The sequence below is a fragment of the Streptacidiphilus jiangxiensis genome (genome assembly GCF_900109465.1).
Taxonomy (GTDB): domain Bacteria; phylum Actinomycetota; class Actinomycetes; order Streptomycetales; family Streptomycetaceae; genus Streptacidiphilus; species Streptacidiphilus jiangxiensis.
Map to the genome: position 1 here is coordinate 737,482 of NZ_FOAZ01000001.1, position 17,351 is coordinate 754,832.

The following is a 17,351-nucleotide window of genomic DNA, read 5'->3' on the forward strand; positions in this document are numbered from 1 at the left end:
CGGAGGGACTGACAGCCCTCATCCCAATTTCCGCCCCTTACAGGGTGCCCGTCGCACCTCCGGCCTCAGCCGGACAGATGAACCAGGACATTTCCACTCCCGTCGACCACATCCATGCTCGTGATGTCGGACGATCCGATCGAGGTGGACGCGGGCACGGTGGTCGCCGCGCTGTACCCGGACCCCCAGGTCCCGGCCGTCTCGGTGCGTCCGTCACGGGCGTGGACGACCAGGTGGCAGGTGATCCCGAAGGGCAGGTTGCCCAGCTTGAGCTGCACCTGGGTGCCCCAGTTCTCCGGGGTCAGCGCGGCCGCCGCGGTGACGTGCGTGCGCGCGTCGACCGCGCTCACCGTCGTGGCGGCACTCACGGGTGTGGTGCCACCCGGGTGCGCGCCCCCCACGTACACCCATGCGCCGACGGCTGCTGCCGCTCCGGCCAGCGCCACCCCGGCCGAGACCAGCATGCGGCGCCTGGGGCGCCGGTGTGCGGGGGCGGGCCGTGGCGGGCGCGCCGGTTCGGGGGGAGTCGCCCGGGGGGCCTCCGACGGGTGCGGCGCGGTGAGGGTCTGCGCCGTCTCCGCGGTCTCGTCCAGCTCCTCGAACGGCGTCCGCCGCAGCAGCCCCGGCAGCGGCGCCATCGCGACCAGCTCCGCCTGGCAGTCGGCGCAGCCGGCGACGTGCGCCTCCAGCTCCGTCCGCTCCTGGGGATCGAGGGCCCCGAGCAGGTAGGCGCCGAGCTGGACGCTCTCCTGGCATGTCGTCATCGGGATGTCACTCCTCTCTCCTCCAGAACGTTCCGCAGCGCCCGCAGCCCGTAGTAGCAGCGCGATTTGACCGTGCCGGGCGGGATGCCCAGGTGCTCGGCGGTCTCCGCGACGCTGCGGCGCAGGTAGTAGACCTCGATCAGTACCTCGCGCTGCTCGGTGCGGAGACCGCGCATGGCCTCCAGCAGTTGCCAGCGCTCCAGCATCCGGTCCAGCTCCGCCTCGCCGTCCGCGTCGGCGAAGCCCCCGCCGTCGTCGTCCGGTAAGGGCGCCTCCGCCGGCCGTGCGCGGGCCCGGCGGAAGGCCGAGACCGTGAGGTTGTGCGCGACGGTGTGCAGCCAGGGCGCGGCCCGGTCCAGATCGAGCGCGTCCCGGTGCTGCCAGGCCCGCAGGAAGGTCTCCTGGGTCAGGTCCTCCGCGCGCTGGTAGTCGCCGTGGACCAGCCGCAGGACGTGACCCAGCACCGACCGTCCGTACCGCGCGTACAGCGCGGCGAGGAAGGCCGCGTCACCGGTCGGCGCGGAGTCCATACCTCCAGTACGCACTTCATGACGACTTGGTTCAAGTTGCACGGCCAGGGGCGCGAGGAACTGCGCGACCATCCCCCAGCCTTCGGCCGGGGGACCCCATCCCGGGTCAGTGAGATCCCGTGCGCACAGGGCCATCCTCCTCGGGTGGGTTTCTCGCGCAGTTCCTCGCGCCCCCAGGGGACGCACGCAGCAGCAACAGTGATCGTCCCGGGATGGTGATCGTCTCGTCCGCGAGGAGGTGGCGGTCCGGTGGGGTGGCCTGGTGTTCCGCGCAGGTGTCGACGATCGTGTCGTAGCCGTGGGCCCACGGCGACCCGGGAAGGGTGAACCGGATGCCGCGGTGGTGCCCGTGCAGGATCAGCAGGAAGCTGTCGTCCGTGAGCGGCTCGCCGCAGGCGTCCCGCTCGGTGAGGTCGTCGCCGGCGAGGAGCATGGCGAGGGTCGCGCCGGGGGCGTACCAGTCGGCCTCGGTCATCTCCTCGCCGTCGGGGCGGAACCAGGTGAGGTCCGGCAGTCCGCCGGGATGCGTGGGGCGGCCGGAGAAGAACGCGCGGCGGCGCAGCACGGGGTGCTCGCGCCGCAGCCGGATCAGGCGGGCCGTCAGTTCGTGCAGCTGGTGCCACTCGCCGCTGTCCAGCAGCGACCAGTCGAGCCAGCTGGTCTCGTTGTCCTGGCAGTAGGCGTTGTTGTTGCCGCCCTGGGTGCGGCCCAGCTCGTCGCCCGCGACGAGCATCGGTACGCCGGTCGACAGCAGCAGCGTGGCCATCAGGTTGCGCAGTTGGCGTCGGCGCAGGGCGTTGACGCCGGGGGAGTCGGTCGGGCCCTCCGCGCCGTGGTTCCAGGAGTGGTTGTCGTCGGTGCCGTCGCGGTTCTCCTCGCCGTTGGCCTCGTTGTGCTTGCCGTCGTAGGAGACCAGGTCTCGCAGGGTGAAGCCGTCGTGGGCGGTGACGTAGTTGACGGAGGCGAACGGCCGGCGGCCGGCCCGCTGGTACAGGTCGGAGGAGCCGGCCAGGCGGTAGCCGAGTTCGCGCACGTCGGGGCGGGCGCCGCGCCAGAAGTCGCGGACGGTGTCGCGGTAGCGGTCGTTCCACTCCGTCCACAGGGGTGGGAAGTTGCCGACCTGGTAGCCGCCGAGGGCGACGTCCCACGGCTCGGCGATCAGCTTGACGCGGCTCAGCACCGGGTCCTGGAAGACGGCGGAGAGGAACGGCGCGCGCATGTCGACGTCGAACGCCGTGCGGGCCAGCACGCTGGCCAGGTCGAAGCGGAAGCCGTCGACGCCCATCTCGGTGACCCAGTACCGCAGCGAGTCGGTGATCAGCCGCAGCGCCTGCGGCTGGGTGGCGTCCAGGGTGTTGCCGCAGCCGGTGAAGTCGGCGTAGGCGCGGCGGTTGTGCGGCTGCAGGCGGTAGTAGCCGGCGTTGTCCAGGCCGCGGAAGGACCACGTGGGGCCGCCCTCGCCGCCCTCGGCGGTGTGGTTGTAGACGACGTCGAGGATGACCTCGATCCCGGCCCGGTGCAGGGCCTGGACCATCCGCTTGAACTCGGTGACCTGCTCGCCGCGGGTGCCGCTCGCCGCGTAGCCGGCGTGCGGTGCGAAGTAGCCGATGCTGTTGTAGCCCCAGTAGTTGCGCAGGCCGCGCCGGACCAGGTGCTCCTCGTCCGCGAACTGGTGCACGGGCAGCAGCTCGACGGCGGTCACGCCGAGCCCGGTCAGATAGTCCACCGCGACGGGGTGGCCGAGTCCGGCGTAGGTGCCGCGCAGCTCCGGCGGGATGCCCGGCATGGTCCGGGTGAAGCCGCGCACGTGGAGCTCGTACACGACGGTGTCGGCCCACGGCGTCTTCGGCCGTCGGTCCTCGGACCAGTCCTCGGTGTCGTGCACGACGACGGCCTTGGGCACGTAGCGCGCGGAGTCCCGGTTGTCCCGGACCGTGTCCGCGACGTCCCCCTCGGGCCAGGACCGGACGTGGCCGTAGACGGCGTCGTGGAGCTGGAACGGGCCGTCGACCGCGCGGGCGTACGGGTCGAGCAGCAGCTTGGCGGGGTTCCACCGGGCGCCCGTCCACGGGTCCCAGCGGCCCTGGACCCGGAAGCCGTAGCGGGTGCCGGGGCCGACGCCGGGGACGTGCCCGTGCCAGACCTGGAAGGTCTGCTCGCGCAGCGGGATCCGGGTCTCCCGGTCCCGCTCGTCGAAGAGGCAGAGCTCGACCTCCTCGGCCCCGCCCGCCCAGACGGCGAAGTTGGTGCCGGGCCGCCCGTCGGCACCCACGTGGTAGCGGGCCCCGAGCGGTTGCCAGCTGCCGGGCAGGATCCGGGCGGTGGACTTCTCGGCCTCGTCGGTCGCGTCGGCCTCCTCGCCGGATCTCGCCGACCCTCGCGACTCCTCCGGTTCCTCCGGCTCCTCCCGAGGCAGACGCAGCTCCGTGGGCAACGCCATCGACAGCACCTCCCCGTTCCCGGTGGACGTCCCGATCCTCCGGCTTACGGATAGGTTCCCCACGAGCAGGTGGTTGCACCATCAACAGCCCCGGCCCGACCCGAATGCCCGTGTCGTCCCCCTTCACTCCTCGTTGATCAACGAGGAGTGAAGGCGAGCGAGGAGCGTGGTGTGGCCGTGGGTGCGTGGGCGGGACGAGTCAAGCGGGTGGGGCGGGACGTGCTCCTCCCGGGCCTGATGGTGGGCCTGCTGGTGACCGGCTGCTCGGGGGGCTCGTCCGGTTCCAGCTCGGACGCGGCACGGGTCTCCGCGGCGCAGGTCACCCTCACGCCCGGCGACGGCGCCGCGGAGGTGCCCGCGCAGGGAGGGGTCTTCGCCCAGGTCCGCGCCGGCCGGCTCACCTCCGTGCACCTGAAGGACGCTGACGGTCAGGAGATCGCGGGCGCGGTCAGCGCGGACGGGAGCACCTGGAGCCCCACCGGCAAGCTGCTGCCGGAGACCCGTTACACGCTCGACGCGCTGGCCGTCGACAAGGACGGCCTGCAGGCAGCCAAGCATGCCTCGTTCACCACGTTCGTGCCGAAGAACACCTTCATCGGCTTCTACAACGCGGTGGACCGCAGCACCGTCGGTGTCGGCTTCATCGTGCAGATCCGGTTCAACCGCCCGATCGCGGACCGTGCCGCGGTGCAGAACGCGATCAGCGTCACCGCGAAGCCGGCCGTCCCGATCGTCGCCCACTGGTTCGGCAACCAGCGGGTCGACTTCCGCCCCGAGCACTACTGGGCGCCGAACACGCAGGTCACCCTGGGCCTGCACCTGAAGCACGTCGAGGGCGCGCCCGGCGTCTACGGCACGCAGGACAAGGCGATCGGCTTCACCGTCGGCCGCAGCCAGATCAGCACGGCCGACACCGACGCGGACACCCTCACGGTCGTCCGCGACGGACAGACCCTGCGCACCCTCTACATCTCCGCCGGCGGGCCGGGGCACTCCACCTACGACGGCGTCATGGTCATCTCCGAGCAGGACCAGGTGACCCGGATGGACTCGCACACCGTCGGCCTCGGCAGCGAGTACGACATCCCGGCCGTCCCGCACGCGATGCGGCTGACCGACTCGGGCACGTTCGTCCACGGCGTCTACTGGCGCCCGGAGTCCGTCTTCGGCCGGGTCAACACCAGCCACGGCTGCATCGGCATGTACGACGTCCCGGGCGGAGAGTCCGGCTCGACGCCGGCGGGTTGGTTCTTCGACCACTCGATGGTCGGCGACGTGGTCCAGGTCACCGGTTCCTCCGGCGACCAGGTCTCGCCGGACAACGGTATGAGCGGCTGGAACATGACCTGGAAGCAGTGGACGGCAGGGTAGTTGGTCCGGTGGACCGGGCCGGTGCAACCTTTCCCGACGCCTGCGGCGTCTGACTCTCGGGGACCACACAGGTGGGCGGGATATGCTCGCGGATGCCCCGATCAGGGACATAAGGGGCCACACCGGGAGGGGAGAGACGGTTGTTCGCGCACGGCAAGGTTCGGCGGGTTCTGCTCGGGATGGCGACGGGCGCCGCGATACTCGCGGCCAGCGCTTGCGGTGGGACCGGCGCCGCCAAGGGCCATCCCGGCGGGGCCGGCGCGAGCTCGTCCGCGGAGGCCAACTCCGCTGCCACGGTGACGATCCTGCCCAAGAACGGGTCGACCGGGGTCGACACCAGCAACACCCTCAAGGTCAGCGCGGCACAGGGCAAGCTGACCCAGGTCGCCGTGACCGGTGACGACGGCAGCACCGTCGACGGCTCCATAGCCGGGGACGGCAGCGGCTGGACCCCGTCCGGCACCCTGCACACCGGCACCAAGTACAGCGTCGTGGCCACGGCCACCGACGCGCAGGGCCAGAGCGTCACCGACCGTTCCAGCTTCACGACGCTGACCCCGTCGGCGACCGACATCGCGAACTTCAACGTCGATCCGGGCGCGACCTACGGCGTCGGCATGGAGGTCTCGCTCAACTTCACCTCCGCCGTCGCCGACACCTACAAGGCCTCCGTCCTCAAGGCGATCACCGTCACGGCCGACCCGAACGTGGACGTCGAGGGCCACTGGTTCGGCGACTCCCGCGTCGACTTCCGTCCGCAGCAGTACTGGGCCCCGGGCACCAAGGTCACCCTGCACCTGCACCTGGACGGCGTGCGGACCGGCCAGCGCGGCTACGGCAAGCAGAACAAGGACGTCAGCTTCACCATCGGCCGCTACCAGGTCAGCGTCGCGGACAACAACGCGCACACGCTCACCGTCTACCAGGCGCCGGGCGTGGTGCTGAAGAAGCTGCCGGCCAGCCTCGGCGACGCGGACCACACCACGTACAACGGCAAGATGGTGATCATCGAGAAGGACCCGACCGAGGACATGAACTCGCAGACGGTCGGTCTCGGGAACGCCTACCGCATCAAGGACGTCCCGCACGCGATGCGACTGACGACCTCGGGCACCTTCGTGCACGGCAACTACTGGCGTCCGGCCTCGACGTTCGGCAGCGAGAACACCAGCCACGGCTGCGTGGGCCTGCAGGACGTCAAGGGTGGCGGCGACGGCACCACACCGGCGGCGTGGTTCTACAACCACTCGCTGCTGGGCGACGTGGTCCAGGTGGTCAACTCCCCGGACAGGATCGTGCAGCCGGACAACGGCCTGAACGGCTGGAACATGAGCTGGTCGTCCTGGACCTCCAACTGATCCGCGACCTCGTGTGATCCGGGCCACCGCGTTCGCGGTGGCCCGCTCGCGTTAACATCGGTTCACTCAACGTCCCGCCAGGGAGGCACACAGATGGACCGTTTCGTGACGCTCGAGGTCGACGAGCACGGCGTCGGCGTGATCCGGCTCGACCGGCCCAAGATGAACGCCCTCGACATCGCGATGCAGGACCAGCTCAAGGAGGTGGCCGACGAGGCCACCCGTCGCCGTGACGTGCGCGCGGTGGTGCTGTGGGGCGGCGAGAAGGTCTTCGCGGCCGGCGCCGACATCAAGGAGATGCAGCGCATGGGCTACACCGACATGGTGGAGCGCGGCCCGGACCTGCAGGGTGCCTTCGACGCGGTGGCCCGGATCCCGAAGCCGGTCGTCGCGGCGGTGACCGGCTACGCCCTGGGCGGCGGCTGCGAGCTGACGCTCTGCGCGGACATCCGGGTCGCGGCGGACAACGCCAGGTTCGGCCAGCCGGAGATCCTGCTCGGCCTGATCCCCGGCGCCGGCGGCACCCAGCGCCTGGCCCGCCTGGTCGGCCCGGCCAAGGCCAAGGACCTGATTTTCACCGGCCGGATGGTCGACGCCGAGGAGGCGCTGCGGATCGGGCTCGCCGACTACGTCGTCCCGGCCGAGGAGGTCTTCGCGACCGCCCACGCGTGGGCCGCCAAGCTGGCCGCCGGCCCGCAGTACGCGCTGCGCGCCGCCAAGGAGGCCGTGGACCGCGGTCTGGAGTCCGATCTGGACACCGGCCTGACCATCGAGCGGAACCTGTTCGCCGGTCTGTTCGCGACCGAGGACCGGGAGATCGGCATGCGCAGCTTTGTCGAACAGGGGCCCGGCAAGGCCAAGTTCAACTGATCACCTGCTGGTCGGGAGCCCGTCCGGAGCCGCGTCCACAAGCGGCTCGGCGGGCTCCATTTGGCTGACCTGCGCGTATGCAAAGCAATTTGGCATATGCCCGAAGCAATCGATGATTTTTTGGTCAATGCGCTCCCGCGGGGGTCTCTGACGCGCCATCATGGGGTCATGGCAGTACAGGGCGAAGCGGTACGGGAGCAGAGGGTGATCGTCGAGCGGTCGGAGCTGGTCGACACCGCGGGGTCGGGCGCGCTGGAGGAGGAACTCCAGAGCCTGGCGCGGCTGCTCTCGCCGGAGGGTGACGGGGCTGCGTTAGTCGCTCTTCCGGGCGTCACCGCGCGCGCCCGCCGGCTCACCTTGTCCGCCCTGGAGTCCTGGGGACTGGGCGGGCATGGTGAGGTGGCGGAGCAGTTGGTGGCGGAGCTGGTCGCGAACGCGGTCCGGCACACCGGCGGGCGCACCTTCGTGCTGCGGGTGCTGCGGGGTTCCGGGCGGATCCGGATCGAGCTGCGTGATCCTTCGCGGGCGCTGCCCTGTCTGATCAGGGGCGATGTGGAGGACGAGGCCGGGCGCGGCCTCTGTCTGGTCGACCAGCTGGCAGATCGCTGGGGTGTGGACGTGCTGTCCCACGGCAAGTCGGTCTGGTTCGAGCTCAGGACGCGGCCTGCCGTCTGAGGGGCCGCGCATGCAGGCCCGACATGAATGCGGGGCCCCCTGATCTCGTTCGATCCTGGGGGCCCCTGCATTGGGCTGCGCGGCCAAGGGGGTGGTGCCGCGCCGGCGTCGGACGCGCTCGGGTCGGAGGCGTTCCGGTCACCGACTATCGCATGTGTCTCACCTGATGAGCAAAGCGACAAAACGGACATATGCGAATAAAGCGTTATGGAGTGCCGGGCATCACAAGGCCGACCCGACTGTTTGCTTGTCTTTCCCTTGCATGTCACCTGGCTAACCTTTGATCTTTCGGGTAGTACGTAGTCGTGGATATCCGACAGTCCATCCAGCGCCAGGTCTACGCCACCGTGCACGGCGCCGGCCTCGATCCCGCCCGCTACGACCGCCCCGACGGCGACCCAGGCCTCTTCGGTCCGGACAGTGTGGTGTGGCTGGTCCACGGCGACATCCCCGGCATGTTCACCGGCGGCATCGCCGCCCTGCTGCTGCAGTCGCTGCACCCGCTGGCGATGGCCGGGGTCGACCAGCACTCCCGCTACCGGGAGGACCCGATCGACCGGCTCAACCGCACGGCCGGCTTCGTCACCGTCACCAGCTACGGCTCGACCGCCGAGGCCGAGGCGGCGATCGAGCGGGTCCGCCGAGTCCACGACCACGTCCGTGGCGTCGCGCCGGACGGCCGCCGCTACGACGCCGCCGACCCGGAGCTGCTTCGCTGGGTCCACGTCGCCGAGACCGCCTGCTTCCTGGCGGGTTACCAGCGCTATGCGCGAACGCCGTTGACGCCGGGTCAGCAGGACCGCTACGTCGCCGAGTACGCCCGCGTCGCGGAGGCGCTGGGCGCGACCGGTGTCCCGCGTTCGGTGGCCGAGGTCCGCGCCTACCTGCGCGAGGTCCGACCGCAGCTCGCCGCCGGGGAGGCGGCGCTGACGGCGGTGGAGTTCCTGCGCACGCCGGGCGCGCTGGTCCAGGACCCCGCGCGCGGGCTCGTGATGCGCGTCCTGGTCGCCGGCGCGGTGGACCTGCTGCCGCACTGGGCGGTCGTCGAACTGCGCCTGCCACGCCCCACGGCACTGCGCACCTCCCGTGACCGCGCCGCGGTCCGCGCCCTGTCCCGGGTGCTGCGCTACGGCTGCGAGCCGTCCGTCGTCATCACGACGGCCCGAGCGCGCGCTCTGCGACCCGCCGCAGCTCCCGCTGGAACACCGCGCCCGCCTCGGGGTTGAGCCGGGTCAGCGCGACCATCGAGGTGATGATGACGTCGCAGAGCTCCTTCTCCACGTCCGCCCAGGAGTGCGAGAAGCCCTTGCGCGGGTTCTGTCCGGTCGCCCCGATCACCGCCTCGGCGACCTCGCCGGCCTCCTCGGTGATCTTCAGGATCTGCAGGATCTTCTGCGTCTCGGGCGGGAGTTCGCTGTCCTTGGTGAGCCAGTGGTTCAGTTCTGCGATCGTCGCCCACGCGGAGTCGTCCATGGGCGTCAGCGTAGAGGTGAACGAGTGGGGTGAGGACCGTGGATCCGTTGTGATGGGCGTGTGGTAGCGTCCCCGGCGGTCTGTCGATCGTGCGCGTAGGACGCACGGGTCCGGGCCGGGAAGGATCCTTGATGACCGTCACTCCCGCGCTCCCGGACCAGTCCGAGGAGGTCGGATCCGCGGCGCCGTCCACGCCGCTGCCGCGGTGGCTGCCGCTGCCGGGCGTGGCGGTCACGCTCGTGGCGCTGGTGGGTTGGTGGGTCTGGCGGGAGACGCACCCGGTCGGGCTGAAGATGATGCTCGACCTCGGGGTCTACCGCGACGGCGGCGCGGCCCTGCGGCACGGTTCGGGGCTCTACCAGGGCCGGTACACCGGGGCGCAGCTGCCGTTCACCTATCCGCCGTTCGCGGCGATGGTGTTCACCGCCGCGACGCTGGTCTCCTTCGCGCACGCGCAGGTGCTGATGGCCGCGATGACCGTCGTGGGGGTCTTCGCCGTCGCCTGGCTGTGCTGGGGTCGGCTCGGGTACCCCGCCTCCGCCGGGCGCGTCGGCGCGGCGCTGCTGGTGGGCGCGGTGGGGATGTGGACCGAGCCGGTCCAGCAGACGCTCTACTTCGGACAGGTCAACGTGCTGCTGATGCTGGTCGTGGTGGCGGACCTCTGTCTCGCCGACGGCAACCGGCTCAAGGGCGTCGGCGTGGGCCTCGCGGCCGGCTTCAAGCTGGTGCCGGGCATCTTCATCCTCTACCTGCTGCTGACCCGCCGGTTCCGGGCCGCCGCCGTCTCCGTGGGCGTCCTCGTCGCCACCGTCGGGATCGCCTACGCGCTCTTCCCGACCGAGTCCGGCCAGTACTGGGGCGGGCTCTTCCTGGACTCCAACCGCGTCGGACCGATCGGCTACCTCGGCGACCAGTCCCTGCACGGACTGGTCTACCGCGCGCTGCACGGCGGCCCCGACGTCCAGGCCGTCTGGGCGGTCCTCGCCGCGCTGGTCGCCGCGCTCGGGCTGTGGGTCGCCACGCGGCAGCACCGCGCGGGCCGGGAACTGCTCGGCGTGCTCGCCACCGCCGTCACCGGGCTGCTGGTCTCGCCCATCTCCTGGTCGCACCACTGGGTGTGGGTCGTCCCGGCCCTGGTCCTGCTCGCCGACGTGGCCCTGCGGCGGCGCTCCGGCCTGCTCCGGGCGGCTCCGGCCGCCGTCGCACTGTTCTTCGCCGCCTGGCCGCGCGACATCTCCGGACTGGGCGTGCTCCCGTCGGGGGCGATCTGGTTCCTGCCGAACCACCACCACCTGGAGTACGGCTGGAGCGCGGCGCAGACCGCGCTGGGCGAGTCCTACTCCGTGCTCGGCCTGGGCCTGCTGGCCGGGCTCTCACTCGCCCCGCTGCGCGGGCGCTACCGCAGCAGCAGGTAGGCGGCGGCTCCGACGAGCAGCGGCAGCAGCCAGTAGGCGCGGAGGCTGCCACGCGTCGCCGGCGGTTCGCTCTGCCGGGACGCCTCGGGCGCGCTGTCGATCCGGGCCGCTTCGGCGCGGTCCGCCCAGGCGCCGTCGGGGTTGACCTGCGGGGTCACCCGCCACGGGTGCTCGGTGTAGTGGTCGACGACGACGGTCCGCCCCGCCTCCCAGCGCGCGAGATCCATGACGTTCACCCGGGCGTGGGCGTCGACCCGGTAGGCGGGCCGCCCCTCCGGCGCCACGGTCAGGTCGAGCCGCAGCAGGTGGTCGGGCCCCTCGCTGACGGCCCGGGAGGACTCCACCCGGGCCAGCGTCCGCTCGGTCGGGCCCTTCGCGTCGAGGCCGGCCCGCCGGCGGCTGCCGGCCTTCAGCAGCGCCGCGGCGACGATTGCCGTCCACGGCGCCAGGTTGATGCCGAGCACGAACTCCACGACGCCGCTGCCGCTGTCGAGTTGCGTCGCGCCGTGCGCCATCGCGCCGAGCTCGCCACCGACCAGGCACCACAGGACCACACCGATCCAGAACACCGCCGACCCCCTCCGCCGGGCTGCTGCGCGGCCCGTGTCGCGGCGCATCGTAGCGCCGTGAGGCGGCCGGTCAGAAGCACCGGTCAGAAGCGCTCTCAGTACCTTCGCAGCAGCGGCCAGAGGGCAGCCCACGAACGGTCCGGCCCCGTACAGAGCACCACCGCCGCGTGCTGCTCCATGTTCGGTGTGCCGTGCCCGTTGTCGACGCGCGCGACCGGGCGGCAGTCCCGGAAGTGTTGCTCCAGGCCCGCGGAGTGGGCGGGGTGGACGAGCAGCACCGGCCCGTCGTCCGAGGCCGGTGGCGGACCCCAGAACCACAGGCCCATGTGCCCGGACCAGGGCGCGGGCAGCCCGAGCGCGGGCCCGTAGTGGGCGATGGCCCCGGCCTCACCGTAGTTGGCGGTGAGCACGACCGCGTGGGACCGCTCCGCGGGCGGGATCGCCGCCCAGCCGACGGCGGTCGCGGCGGTGAGCTCCTGCCAGCCGACCTCCTCGCCGATGTCGGGGTCGACCGTGATCGGGACCGCCAGCGCGGAGGCCGGCAGCACCGGCAGCGCCGCGAGGGTGCTGGTGAGCAGCGCGGTGCCGAGCAGCAGGGCCAGCTTGCCGCGCTTCTCGCGCAGCCAGTGCGCGAACGGCGCGCACCCGGCGGCGGTGACCGCGTACAGCAGCGGGATCGGGTAGTAGCCCTTGCCGCCGCCGACGAGCACCAGCGCGCACAGCGCCAGCCAGGCCGCCGCGACCGGACGGGCCCAGCGCAGCTGCTCCTCGCGCAGCAGCCGCCTCAGGCCCGTGATCCACAAGGGGGCGAGCAGCGGCGAGAGCTGCAGGAGCTGGAGCGGGATCGCCACCAGCCGCCCGGCCAACCCCTGTGCCGCACTGATGTTGTGGCCGACCGCCAGCTCCGGCCAGCCGTGCGCAGCCTGCCACCACAGCACCGGCACGGCGAACGGCAGCGCCGCGAGCAGCGCGGTCAGCGGGCCGCGCAGCTCACGGCCTCGCGGCAGGAACCGTCCGTGCGGGCCGGTGGTCAGGACCGCGGCCAGCAGCACCGGCACCAGGACGAGCACCAGCAGCTTGTTGAGTGCCGCGATCCCGACCGCGAGGCCGAGCAGCGGCCACCAGTGTGCCTCGCCCGTTGTTCCGGTGGTGCGCAGCAGGCGCAGCGTCAGCAGCGTGATGACCAGCCAGGACGCCAGGTCGAACGTCGAGGTGGAGAGCAGGTGCCCGTTGCCCAGCAGGTAGCCGGAGCAGGAGACGGCGGCCGCCGCGACGACCTGCCCGTCCCGCTCGGCGCCGAGTTCGCGTGCGATCAGCGCGGTGAGTGCGACGGAGGCGGCGGCGAGCAGGGCGGGCACGACCCGGATCCCGGTGGGCGTGGCGCCGAACAGGTCCGCGCCGAACCGGGCCAGCAGCGGTGTCAGCGGCGGCTGGTCCGGGTAGCCCCAGGCGGGATGTCGTCCGGCGAGCAGGAAGTACAGCTCGTCGCGGTGGAACCCGTACCGGCCGGACAGGGCGACCAGCACCACGGTGACCACGGCGCAGAGCGCCGCGACCGGCGCGGCCGCGAAAGGCGGCAGCGCGGACTGCACTTTCCCCCGAGCGTGCATGGCTCCAGGGTGCCAGCGCCGGGCGTGGTCGGAGAAGCCCTCAGCCGAGGCTGCTCTCAGCCGATGACGGCGACCGGTGCGTCCCAGGCGTCGTGGTCGAGGGTGAGCGTCACGCCGCCGTACGTCTCGCGGAGGTTGACCGCGTACTGGTGGGCGCGCCGGTGGCCGGTCCACAGGGTCGTGGGCCACGGGAAGCCGGTGGTGGTGTTGGCGTAGCCGTCGTAGCGCGCGTACCAGAACGCGTCCGGCATGGACGCGACGCCGCGCACCTTCGCCTTGGCGACGGCGTCGGCGCTGGAGCGGCTGAAGCCGTAGAAGCCCGCGAGGTAGCCGGCCGAGTGCGCGGCGCGGTCCCACGCCTGGGTGTAGATCAGCACGGACTGGACGCAGGCGGCGTTCGCCGTGTCGTAGGCCTCCATGTCGAGGTAGATCGCGCTGCCCTTGCGCATGCCGAGCGCGGCGGCCTTGCGGGCGGCGTCGGCGCCGTCCGCCGCACCGAGCGAGGAGGCGTTGGCGGCGGAGATCCGCTCCGGGTTGGCGGAGGTCTGGCACGGCGGCTGGGCGCCGACGTACAGCGGGATCAACTGCCAGCCGACGGCGGCGACCTGGGTCACCCAGGAGGCGGTGAGGTTGGGCTGCGCGCAGCCCCGGCTCTTGCCGCCGATGTAGACGGCGGCGGCACCGTAGGGGGAGGCCTTCCGCCAGGCCTTCATGGTGGTGAGCGACGGCGCGGTGCAGGCGTCGAAGGCCCGTCCGGTGAAGACGCGCGGGGCGGGGACGGTGGCCGTGCTGGTCGCGGTGGTCGCCGCGCGGGGAGCGGTCGTCGTGCCCCCGGTCACGCTCGCCATCGCCGTCCCGCCGAGAGCGAGGGCGGCAACGGCCGTCACGGACAGCAGGAGGGGGCGGCGCTTGAAGCGGCGGCGGTGCGACACGGGGACCTCGTCAGTCGGGTTCGGCGGCGGATCCGGGGACCTTGATCGAACTGAATGGCTATCACCACGCCGAGGGAGATGGCAAGTCGGGTTCCGGTTCCGCCCCGGCGTCCAGGGTCGCGCGCAACCGTGAACCGCGCGGTGGTCGGGGCGCGTTGACGCCGACCGCGTGGGGTCAGCGATCGTGCGGAAGTGTGGGCCGGGTGACCGGTACGACGGTGAGGAGGTTGTCCAGCCCCTTGAAGTCGTCGGGGTTGGTGGTGAACAAGGGAAGGCTCTCTGCGACGGCGATGGCGGCGATCATCAGATCGGCCACGCGCCGTCGGGGCTTCCGGCCCGCGCTGATCACGGCTGCGCAGATCCTTCCGTAGACACGTGCGGCCTCCGTGTCGAACGGGATGGGATCAAACTCGTTCTCGGCACGCTGGAGGACGTCGAGTCGACGAGCTCGTTCCTCGTGTTCGTCGTAGTCGGTCTGTTCCTCGTTCCGCCGGACCTCGTGTGGCCCGGCGGAGAGTTCGGCCAGGGTGATGGCGGTGATGGCCATCTCCGCGGGCAACTCGGCCGGGTCCACCGAGCGGCGCAGGATCATGATGTTGGTGTCGAGCAGGCCTTGCTCATACTCAACGGGCATACGGATCGTCCGTCTCCTGAGCGGCGGTGGCGTCCTGATCCGCGCGGAAGGTCTCCAGCGAGATGTCCGGTGCGCCTTGTGACATCGCCGCGAACTCGGCTCGGGGGACGAAACGCCGTCGGCGCTTCAACGGGATCAGTTCCCCGATCTGGTGGCCGTCGCGCGTCACGGTGAACGACTGGCCGGCCTCGACGGCGTCCATGATCTCTCTCGACCTGCTGCGCAGGTCCCGTTGCGTGATCTCCGGTTGCGCTGTCATGCCACAAGGCTATCGAGGTGTGCCACTGGGTGCTACATCGCGGCACGGGGTGGGAAATCCAGTGCCGCGCCAGGAGCGGGATGCCGGCGGTCGACAGCCGTTGGGACCGGCAGGCCGAGCACCGCGACACCTACCTGACCCGGTTGGTCCACCGCCTGGACCTGCCGCTTGCGCCGATTGAGCAGCATTTGCTCCTGGGAGGCGACGGTCCACTCCCACGCGCGAGCGGCGATCCTCGAAGGCCTGCGCGGCTGCGCGCCCGACCCGCTCGCGCCGGAGATCCGCGAGGCGGTGGCCCGACGCCTGGGGCGCCGGGCCGGGCCGTCGGACGCGGACGTCAGCACTCGATGACGTTGACCGCGAGGCCGCCGCGCGAGGTCTCCTTGTACTTGATCTTCATGTCGGCGCCGGTCTCCTTCATCGTCTTGATCGCCTTGTCCAGCGAGACGTGGTGGCGCCCGTCGCCGCGCAGCGCCATCCGGGCGGCGGTGACGGCCTTGACCGCCGCCATGCCGTTGCGCTCGATGCAGGGGATCTGGACCAGACCGCCGACCGGGTCGCAGGTCAGGCCCAGGTTGTGCTCGATGCCGATCTCGGCGGCGTTCTCGACCTGCTCCGGTGTGCCGCCCAGGACCTCGGCCAGGCCGCCCGCGGCCATGGAGCAGGCGGAGCCGACCTCGCCCTGGCAGCCGACCTCGGCGCCGGAGATGGAGGCGTTCTCCTTGAAGAGCATGCCGACTGCGCCCGCGGCCAGCAGGAAGCGGACGATGCCGTCCTCGTCCGCGCTGGGGATGAAGTTCAGGTAGTAGTGCAGGACCGCCGGGATGATGCCGGCCGCGCCGTTGGTCGGGGCGGTGACGACGCGCCCACCCGCCGCGTTCTCCTCGTTGACCGCCATCGCGTAGAGGGTCACCCACTCCATCGCGTTGGCCGGGCCGATGCCCTCCACCCGCAGGGCGCGCGCCCCGCTCGCGGCGCGGCGGCGGACCTTGAGGCCGCCGGGGAGGATGCCCTCGTGGTGCATGCCGTTGCGGACGCACTCCTGCATCACGGCCCAGATCTCCAGCAGACCCGCGCGGATGTCCGCCTCGCTGCGCCAGGCCTTCTCGTTCTCCAGCATCAGCGAGGAGATGGACAGGCCCGTCTCGGACGTCAGCCGCAGCAGCTCGGCACCGGTCCGGAAGGGGTACTTCAGCACCGTGTCGTCGAGCACGACGCGGTCCGCGCCGATCGCGTCCTCGTCGACGACGAAGCCGCCGCCGACCGAGTAGTAGGTCTTCTCCAGCAGCGGGACGCCGGCCGCGTCGTAGGCGCAGAGGGTCATGCCGTTGGCGTGGTACGGCAGTGAGCGGCGCCGGTGCAGGATCAGCTCGCTGTCGGGGTCGAAGGCGATCTCGTGGGTGCCGAGCAGGGCGATCCGCTTGGTCGCCCTGATCTGCTCGACGTCCAGGTCCGCCTGCTCCACGTCGACCGTGCGCGGGGACTTGCCGGCGAGGCCGAGCATGACCGCCTTCGGCGTGCCGTGGCCGTGGCCGGTCGCGCCGAGGGAGCCGAACAGCTCCGCGCGGACCGAGGCGACGTCGGTCAGCAGGCCTTCCGACTTCAGCCGACGTGCGAACATGCGCGCCGCCCGCATCGGGCCGACCGTGTGTGAGGAGGACGGGCCGATGCCGATGGAGAAGAGGTCGAAGACGCTGATGGCCACGAGGACGCCCTTGTCTTGTGGGTGGGGCTGCTGAGTGGAGCAGGGGGAGCGGAACAGGAGCGCGGTGCTCATGGGTGGGGGCACCGTGCGCACTGTCTGGTTCCAGTGTGCGCGGTGCCCCCGCCTTTCAACGGTGACCTGGGGTTTACAGGTCCGGGTACAGCGGGTGCTTCGCGGCCAGCGCGCTGACGCGGGCGGACAGCTCCGCGGCCCTGGCCTCGTCGAAGGTCGGCTTGAGGGCCTCGGCGATGACGTCGGCGACCTCGCGGAAGTCCTCGGCCGTGAAGCCGCGGGTGGCCAGCGCCGGGGCGCCGATGCGCAGGCCGGAGGTGACCATCGGCGGGCGGGGGTCGAACGGGACGGCGTTGCGGTTGACCGTGATGCCGATCGCGTGGAGGCGGTCCTCGGCCTGCTGGCCGTCGAGCTCGGAGTTGCGCAGGTCGACCAGGACCAGGTGGACGTCGGTGCCGCCGGACAGGACGGAGACGCCGGCGTCGGTCAGGTCGGCCTGGGTCAGGCGCTCGGCGAGGATCTTGGCGCCCTCCAGCGTGCGGCGCTGGCGGTCCTTGAACTCGTCGGTGGCGGCGACCTTGAAGGAGACGGCCTTGGCGGCGATGACGTGCTCGAGCGGGCCGCCCTGCTGGCCGGGGAAGACCGCGGAGTTGATCTTCTTGGCGAGCTCGGCCTTGCACAGGATGACGCCGCCGCGCGGGCCGCCCAGGGTCTTGTGCGTGGTGGTGGTGACC

At 71.7% G+C, this 17,351-nt stretch carries 16 protein-coding genes and 1 pseudogene; 6 read left to right on the forward strand and 11 right to left on the reverse strand.

Annotated features, from left to right (window positions below):
• Window positions 1-65 precede the first annotated feature (65 nt).
• The 3 genes from BMY61_RS03175 to glgX form a co-directional block, all read right to left on the reverse strand.
• Window positions 66-764: an anti-sigma factor family protein gene (locus BMY61_RS03175; protein ID WP_042460011.1), complete on the reverse strand. Its 699-nt coding sequence runs from the start codon at window positions 762-764 to the stop codon at window positions 66-68.
• On the reverse strand, window positions 761-1,294 hold the full coding sequence (locus BMY61_RS03180; protein WP_042460008.1) for a sigma-70 family RNA polymerase sigma factor: 534 nt from the start codon (window positions 1,292-1,294) through the stop codon (window positions 761-763). Before BMY61_RS03180 ends, BMY61_RS03175 begins: the two co-directional genes overlap by 4 nt.
• A 106-nt stretch (window positions 1,295-1,400) precedes the next feature.
• Window positions 1,401-3,734 carry a glycogen debranching protein GlgX gene (gene glgX / locus BMY61_RS03185; protein ID WP_082015658.1) on the reverse strand — a complete coding sequence of 778 codons (2,334 nt, stop codon included), beginning with the start codon at window positions 3,732-3,734 and terminating at the stop codon, window positions 1,401-1,403.
• Between the two features lie 171 nt (window positions 3,735-3,905).
• Between glgX and BMY61_RS03190 the strand changes: the two genes are divergently transcribed.
• The 5 genes from BMY61_RS03190 to BMY61_RS03210 all read left to right on the forward strand — a co-directional run bounded on the left by BMY61_RS03190 (window position 3,906) and on the right by BMY61_RS03210 (window position 9,234).
• The gene (locus tag BMY61_RS03190) at window positions 3,906-5,105 is read left to right on the forward strand and encodes a L,D-transpeptidase (RefSeq protein WP_042460005.1); all 1,200 of its coding nucleotides are present in this window, start codon (window positions 3,906-3,908) and stop codon (window positions 5,103-5,105) included.
• A gap of 140 nt (window positions 5,106-5,245) precedes the next feature.
• A complete protein-coding gene (locus BMY61_RS03195) occupies window positions 5,246-6,463 on the forward strand; it encodes a L,D-transpeptidase (RefSeq protein WP_042460001.1) in 1,218 nt (405 codons plus the stop codon).
• Window positions 6,464-6,556: 93 nt separating this feature from the next.
• On the forward strand, window positions 6,557-7,333 hold the full coding sequence (locus BMY61_RS03200; RefSeq protein ID WP_042459998.1) for an enoyl-CoA hydratase/isomerase family protein: 777 nt from the start codon (window positions 6,557-6,559) through the stop codon (window positions 7,331-7,333).
• Window positions 7,334-7,501: 168 nt separating this feature from the next.
• Window positions 7,502-8,008: an ATP-binding protein gene (locus BMY61_RS03205; RefSeq protein WP_063773406.1), complete on the forward strand. Its 507-nt coding sequence runs from the start codon at window positions 7,502-7,504 to the stop codon at window positions 8,006-8,008.
• Window positions 8,009-8,313: 305 nt separating this feature from the next.
• Window positions 8,314-9,234: an oxygenase MpaB family protein gene (locus BMY61_RS03210; protein WP_052439519.1), complete on the forward strand. Its 921-nt coding sequence runs from the start codon at window positions 8,314-8,316 to the stop codon at window positions 9,232-9,234.
• On the opposite strand, the gene BMY61_RS03215 is transcribed toward BMY61_RS03210, so the two are convergent.
• Window positions 9,161-9,481, reverse strand: a complete 321-nt coding sequence (locus tag BMY61_RS03215) for a MazG-like family protein (protein WP_042459995.1) — start codon at window positions 9,479-9,481, stop codon at window positions 9,161-9,163. The genes BMY61_RS03210 and BMY61_RS03215 overlap by 74 nt on opposite strands.
• Window positions 9,482-9,612: 131 nt before the next feature.
• Between BMY61_RS03215 and BMY61_RS03220 the strand changes: the two genes are divergently transcribed.
• A complete protein-coding gene (locus BMY61_RS03220; protein ID WP_052439518.1) occupies window positions 9,613-10,896 on the forward strand; it encodes a glycosyltransferase 87 family protein in 1,284 nt (427 codons plus the stop codon).
• On the opposite strand, the gene BMY61_RS03225 is transcribed toward BMY61_RS03220, so the two are convergent.
• From BMY61_RS03225 to BMY61_RS03255, 7 genes and pseudogenes are all read right to left on the reverse strand, one after another.
• The gene (locus tag BMY61_RS03225) at window positions 10,878-11,465 is read right to left on the reverse strand and encodes a hypothetical protein (RefSeq protein ID WP_052439517.1); all 588 of its coding nucleotides are present in this window, start codon (window positions 11,463-11,465) and stop codon (window positions 10,878-10,880) included. The genes BMY61_RS03220 and BMY61_RS03225 overlap by 19 nt on opposite strands.
• A gap of 95 nt (window positions 11,466-11,560) precedes the next feature.
• A complete protein-coding gene (locus BMY61_RS03230) occupies window positions 11,561-13,075 on the reverse strand; it encodes a glycosyltransferase family 39 protein (protein WP_042459993.1) in 1,515 nt (504 codons plus the stop codon).
• A 56-nt stretch (window positions 13,076-13,131) separates the two neighbouring features.
• Window positions 13,132-14,007, reverse strand: a complete 876-nt coding sequence (locus tag BMY61_RS03235; protein WP_042459990.1) for a glycoside hydrolase domain-containing protein — start codon at window positions 14,005-14,007, stop codon at window positions 13,132-13,134.
• A gap of 175 nt (window positions 14,008-14,182) precedes the next feature.
• A complete protein-coding gene (locus tag BMY61_RS03240; protein WP_042459988.1) occupies window positions 14,183-14,641 on the reverse strand; it encodes a type II toxin-antitoxin system VapC family toxin in 459 nt (152 codons plus the stop codon).
• Window positions 14,631-14,900, reverse strand: coding sequence for a type II toxin-antitoxin system Phd/YefM family antitoxin (locus BMY61_RS03245; protein ID WP_042459983.1), 270 nt, complete (start codon window positions 14,898-14,900; stop codon window positions 14,631-14,633). The genes BMY61_RS03240 and BMY61_RS03245 overlap by 11 nt, the downstream gene beginning before the upstream one ends.
• 337 nt (window positions 14,901-15,237) lie before the next feature.
• Window positions 15,238-16,605 carry an L-serine ammonia-lyase gene (locus BMY61_RS03250; RefSeq protein WP_042460037.1) on the reverse strand — a complete coding sequence of 456 codons (1,368 nt, stop codon included), beginning with the start codon at window positions 16,603-16,605 and terminating at the stop codon, window positions 15,238-15,240.
• 145 nt (window positions 16,606-16,750) lie between these two features.
• Window positions 16,751-17,351, reverse strand: a pseudogene (locus BMY61_RS03255) (serine hydroxymethyltransferase); the annotation flags it as partial.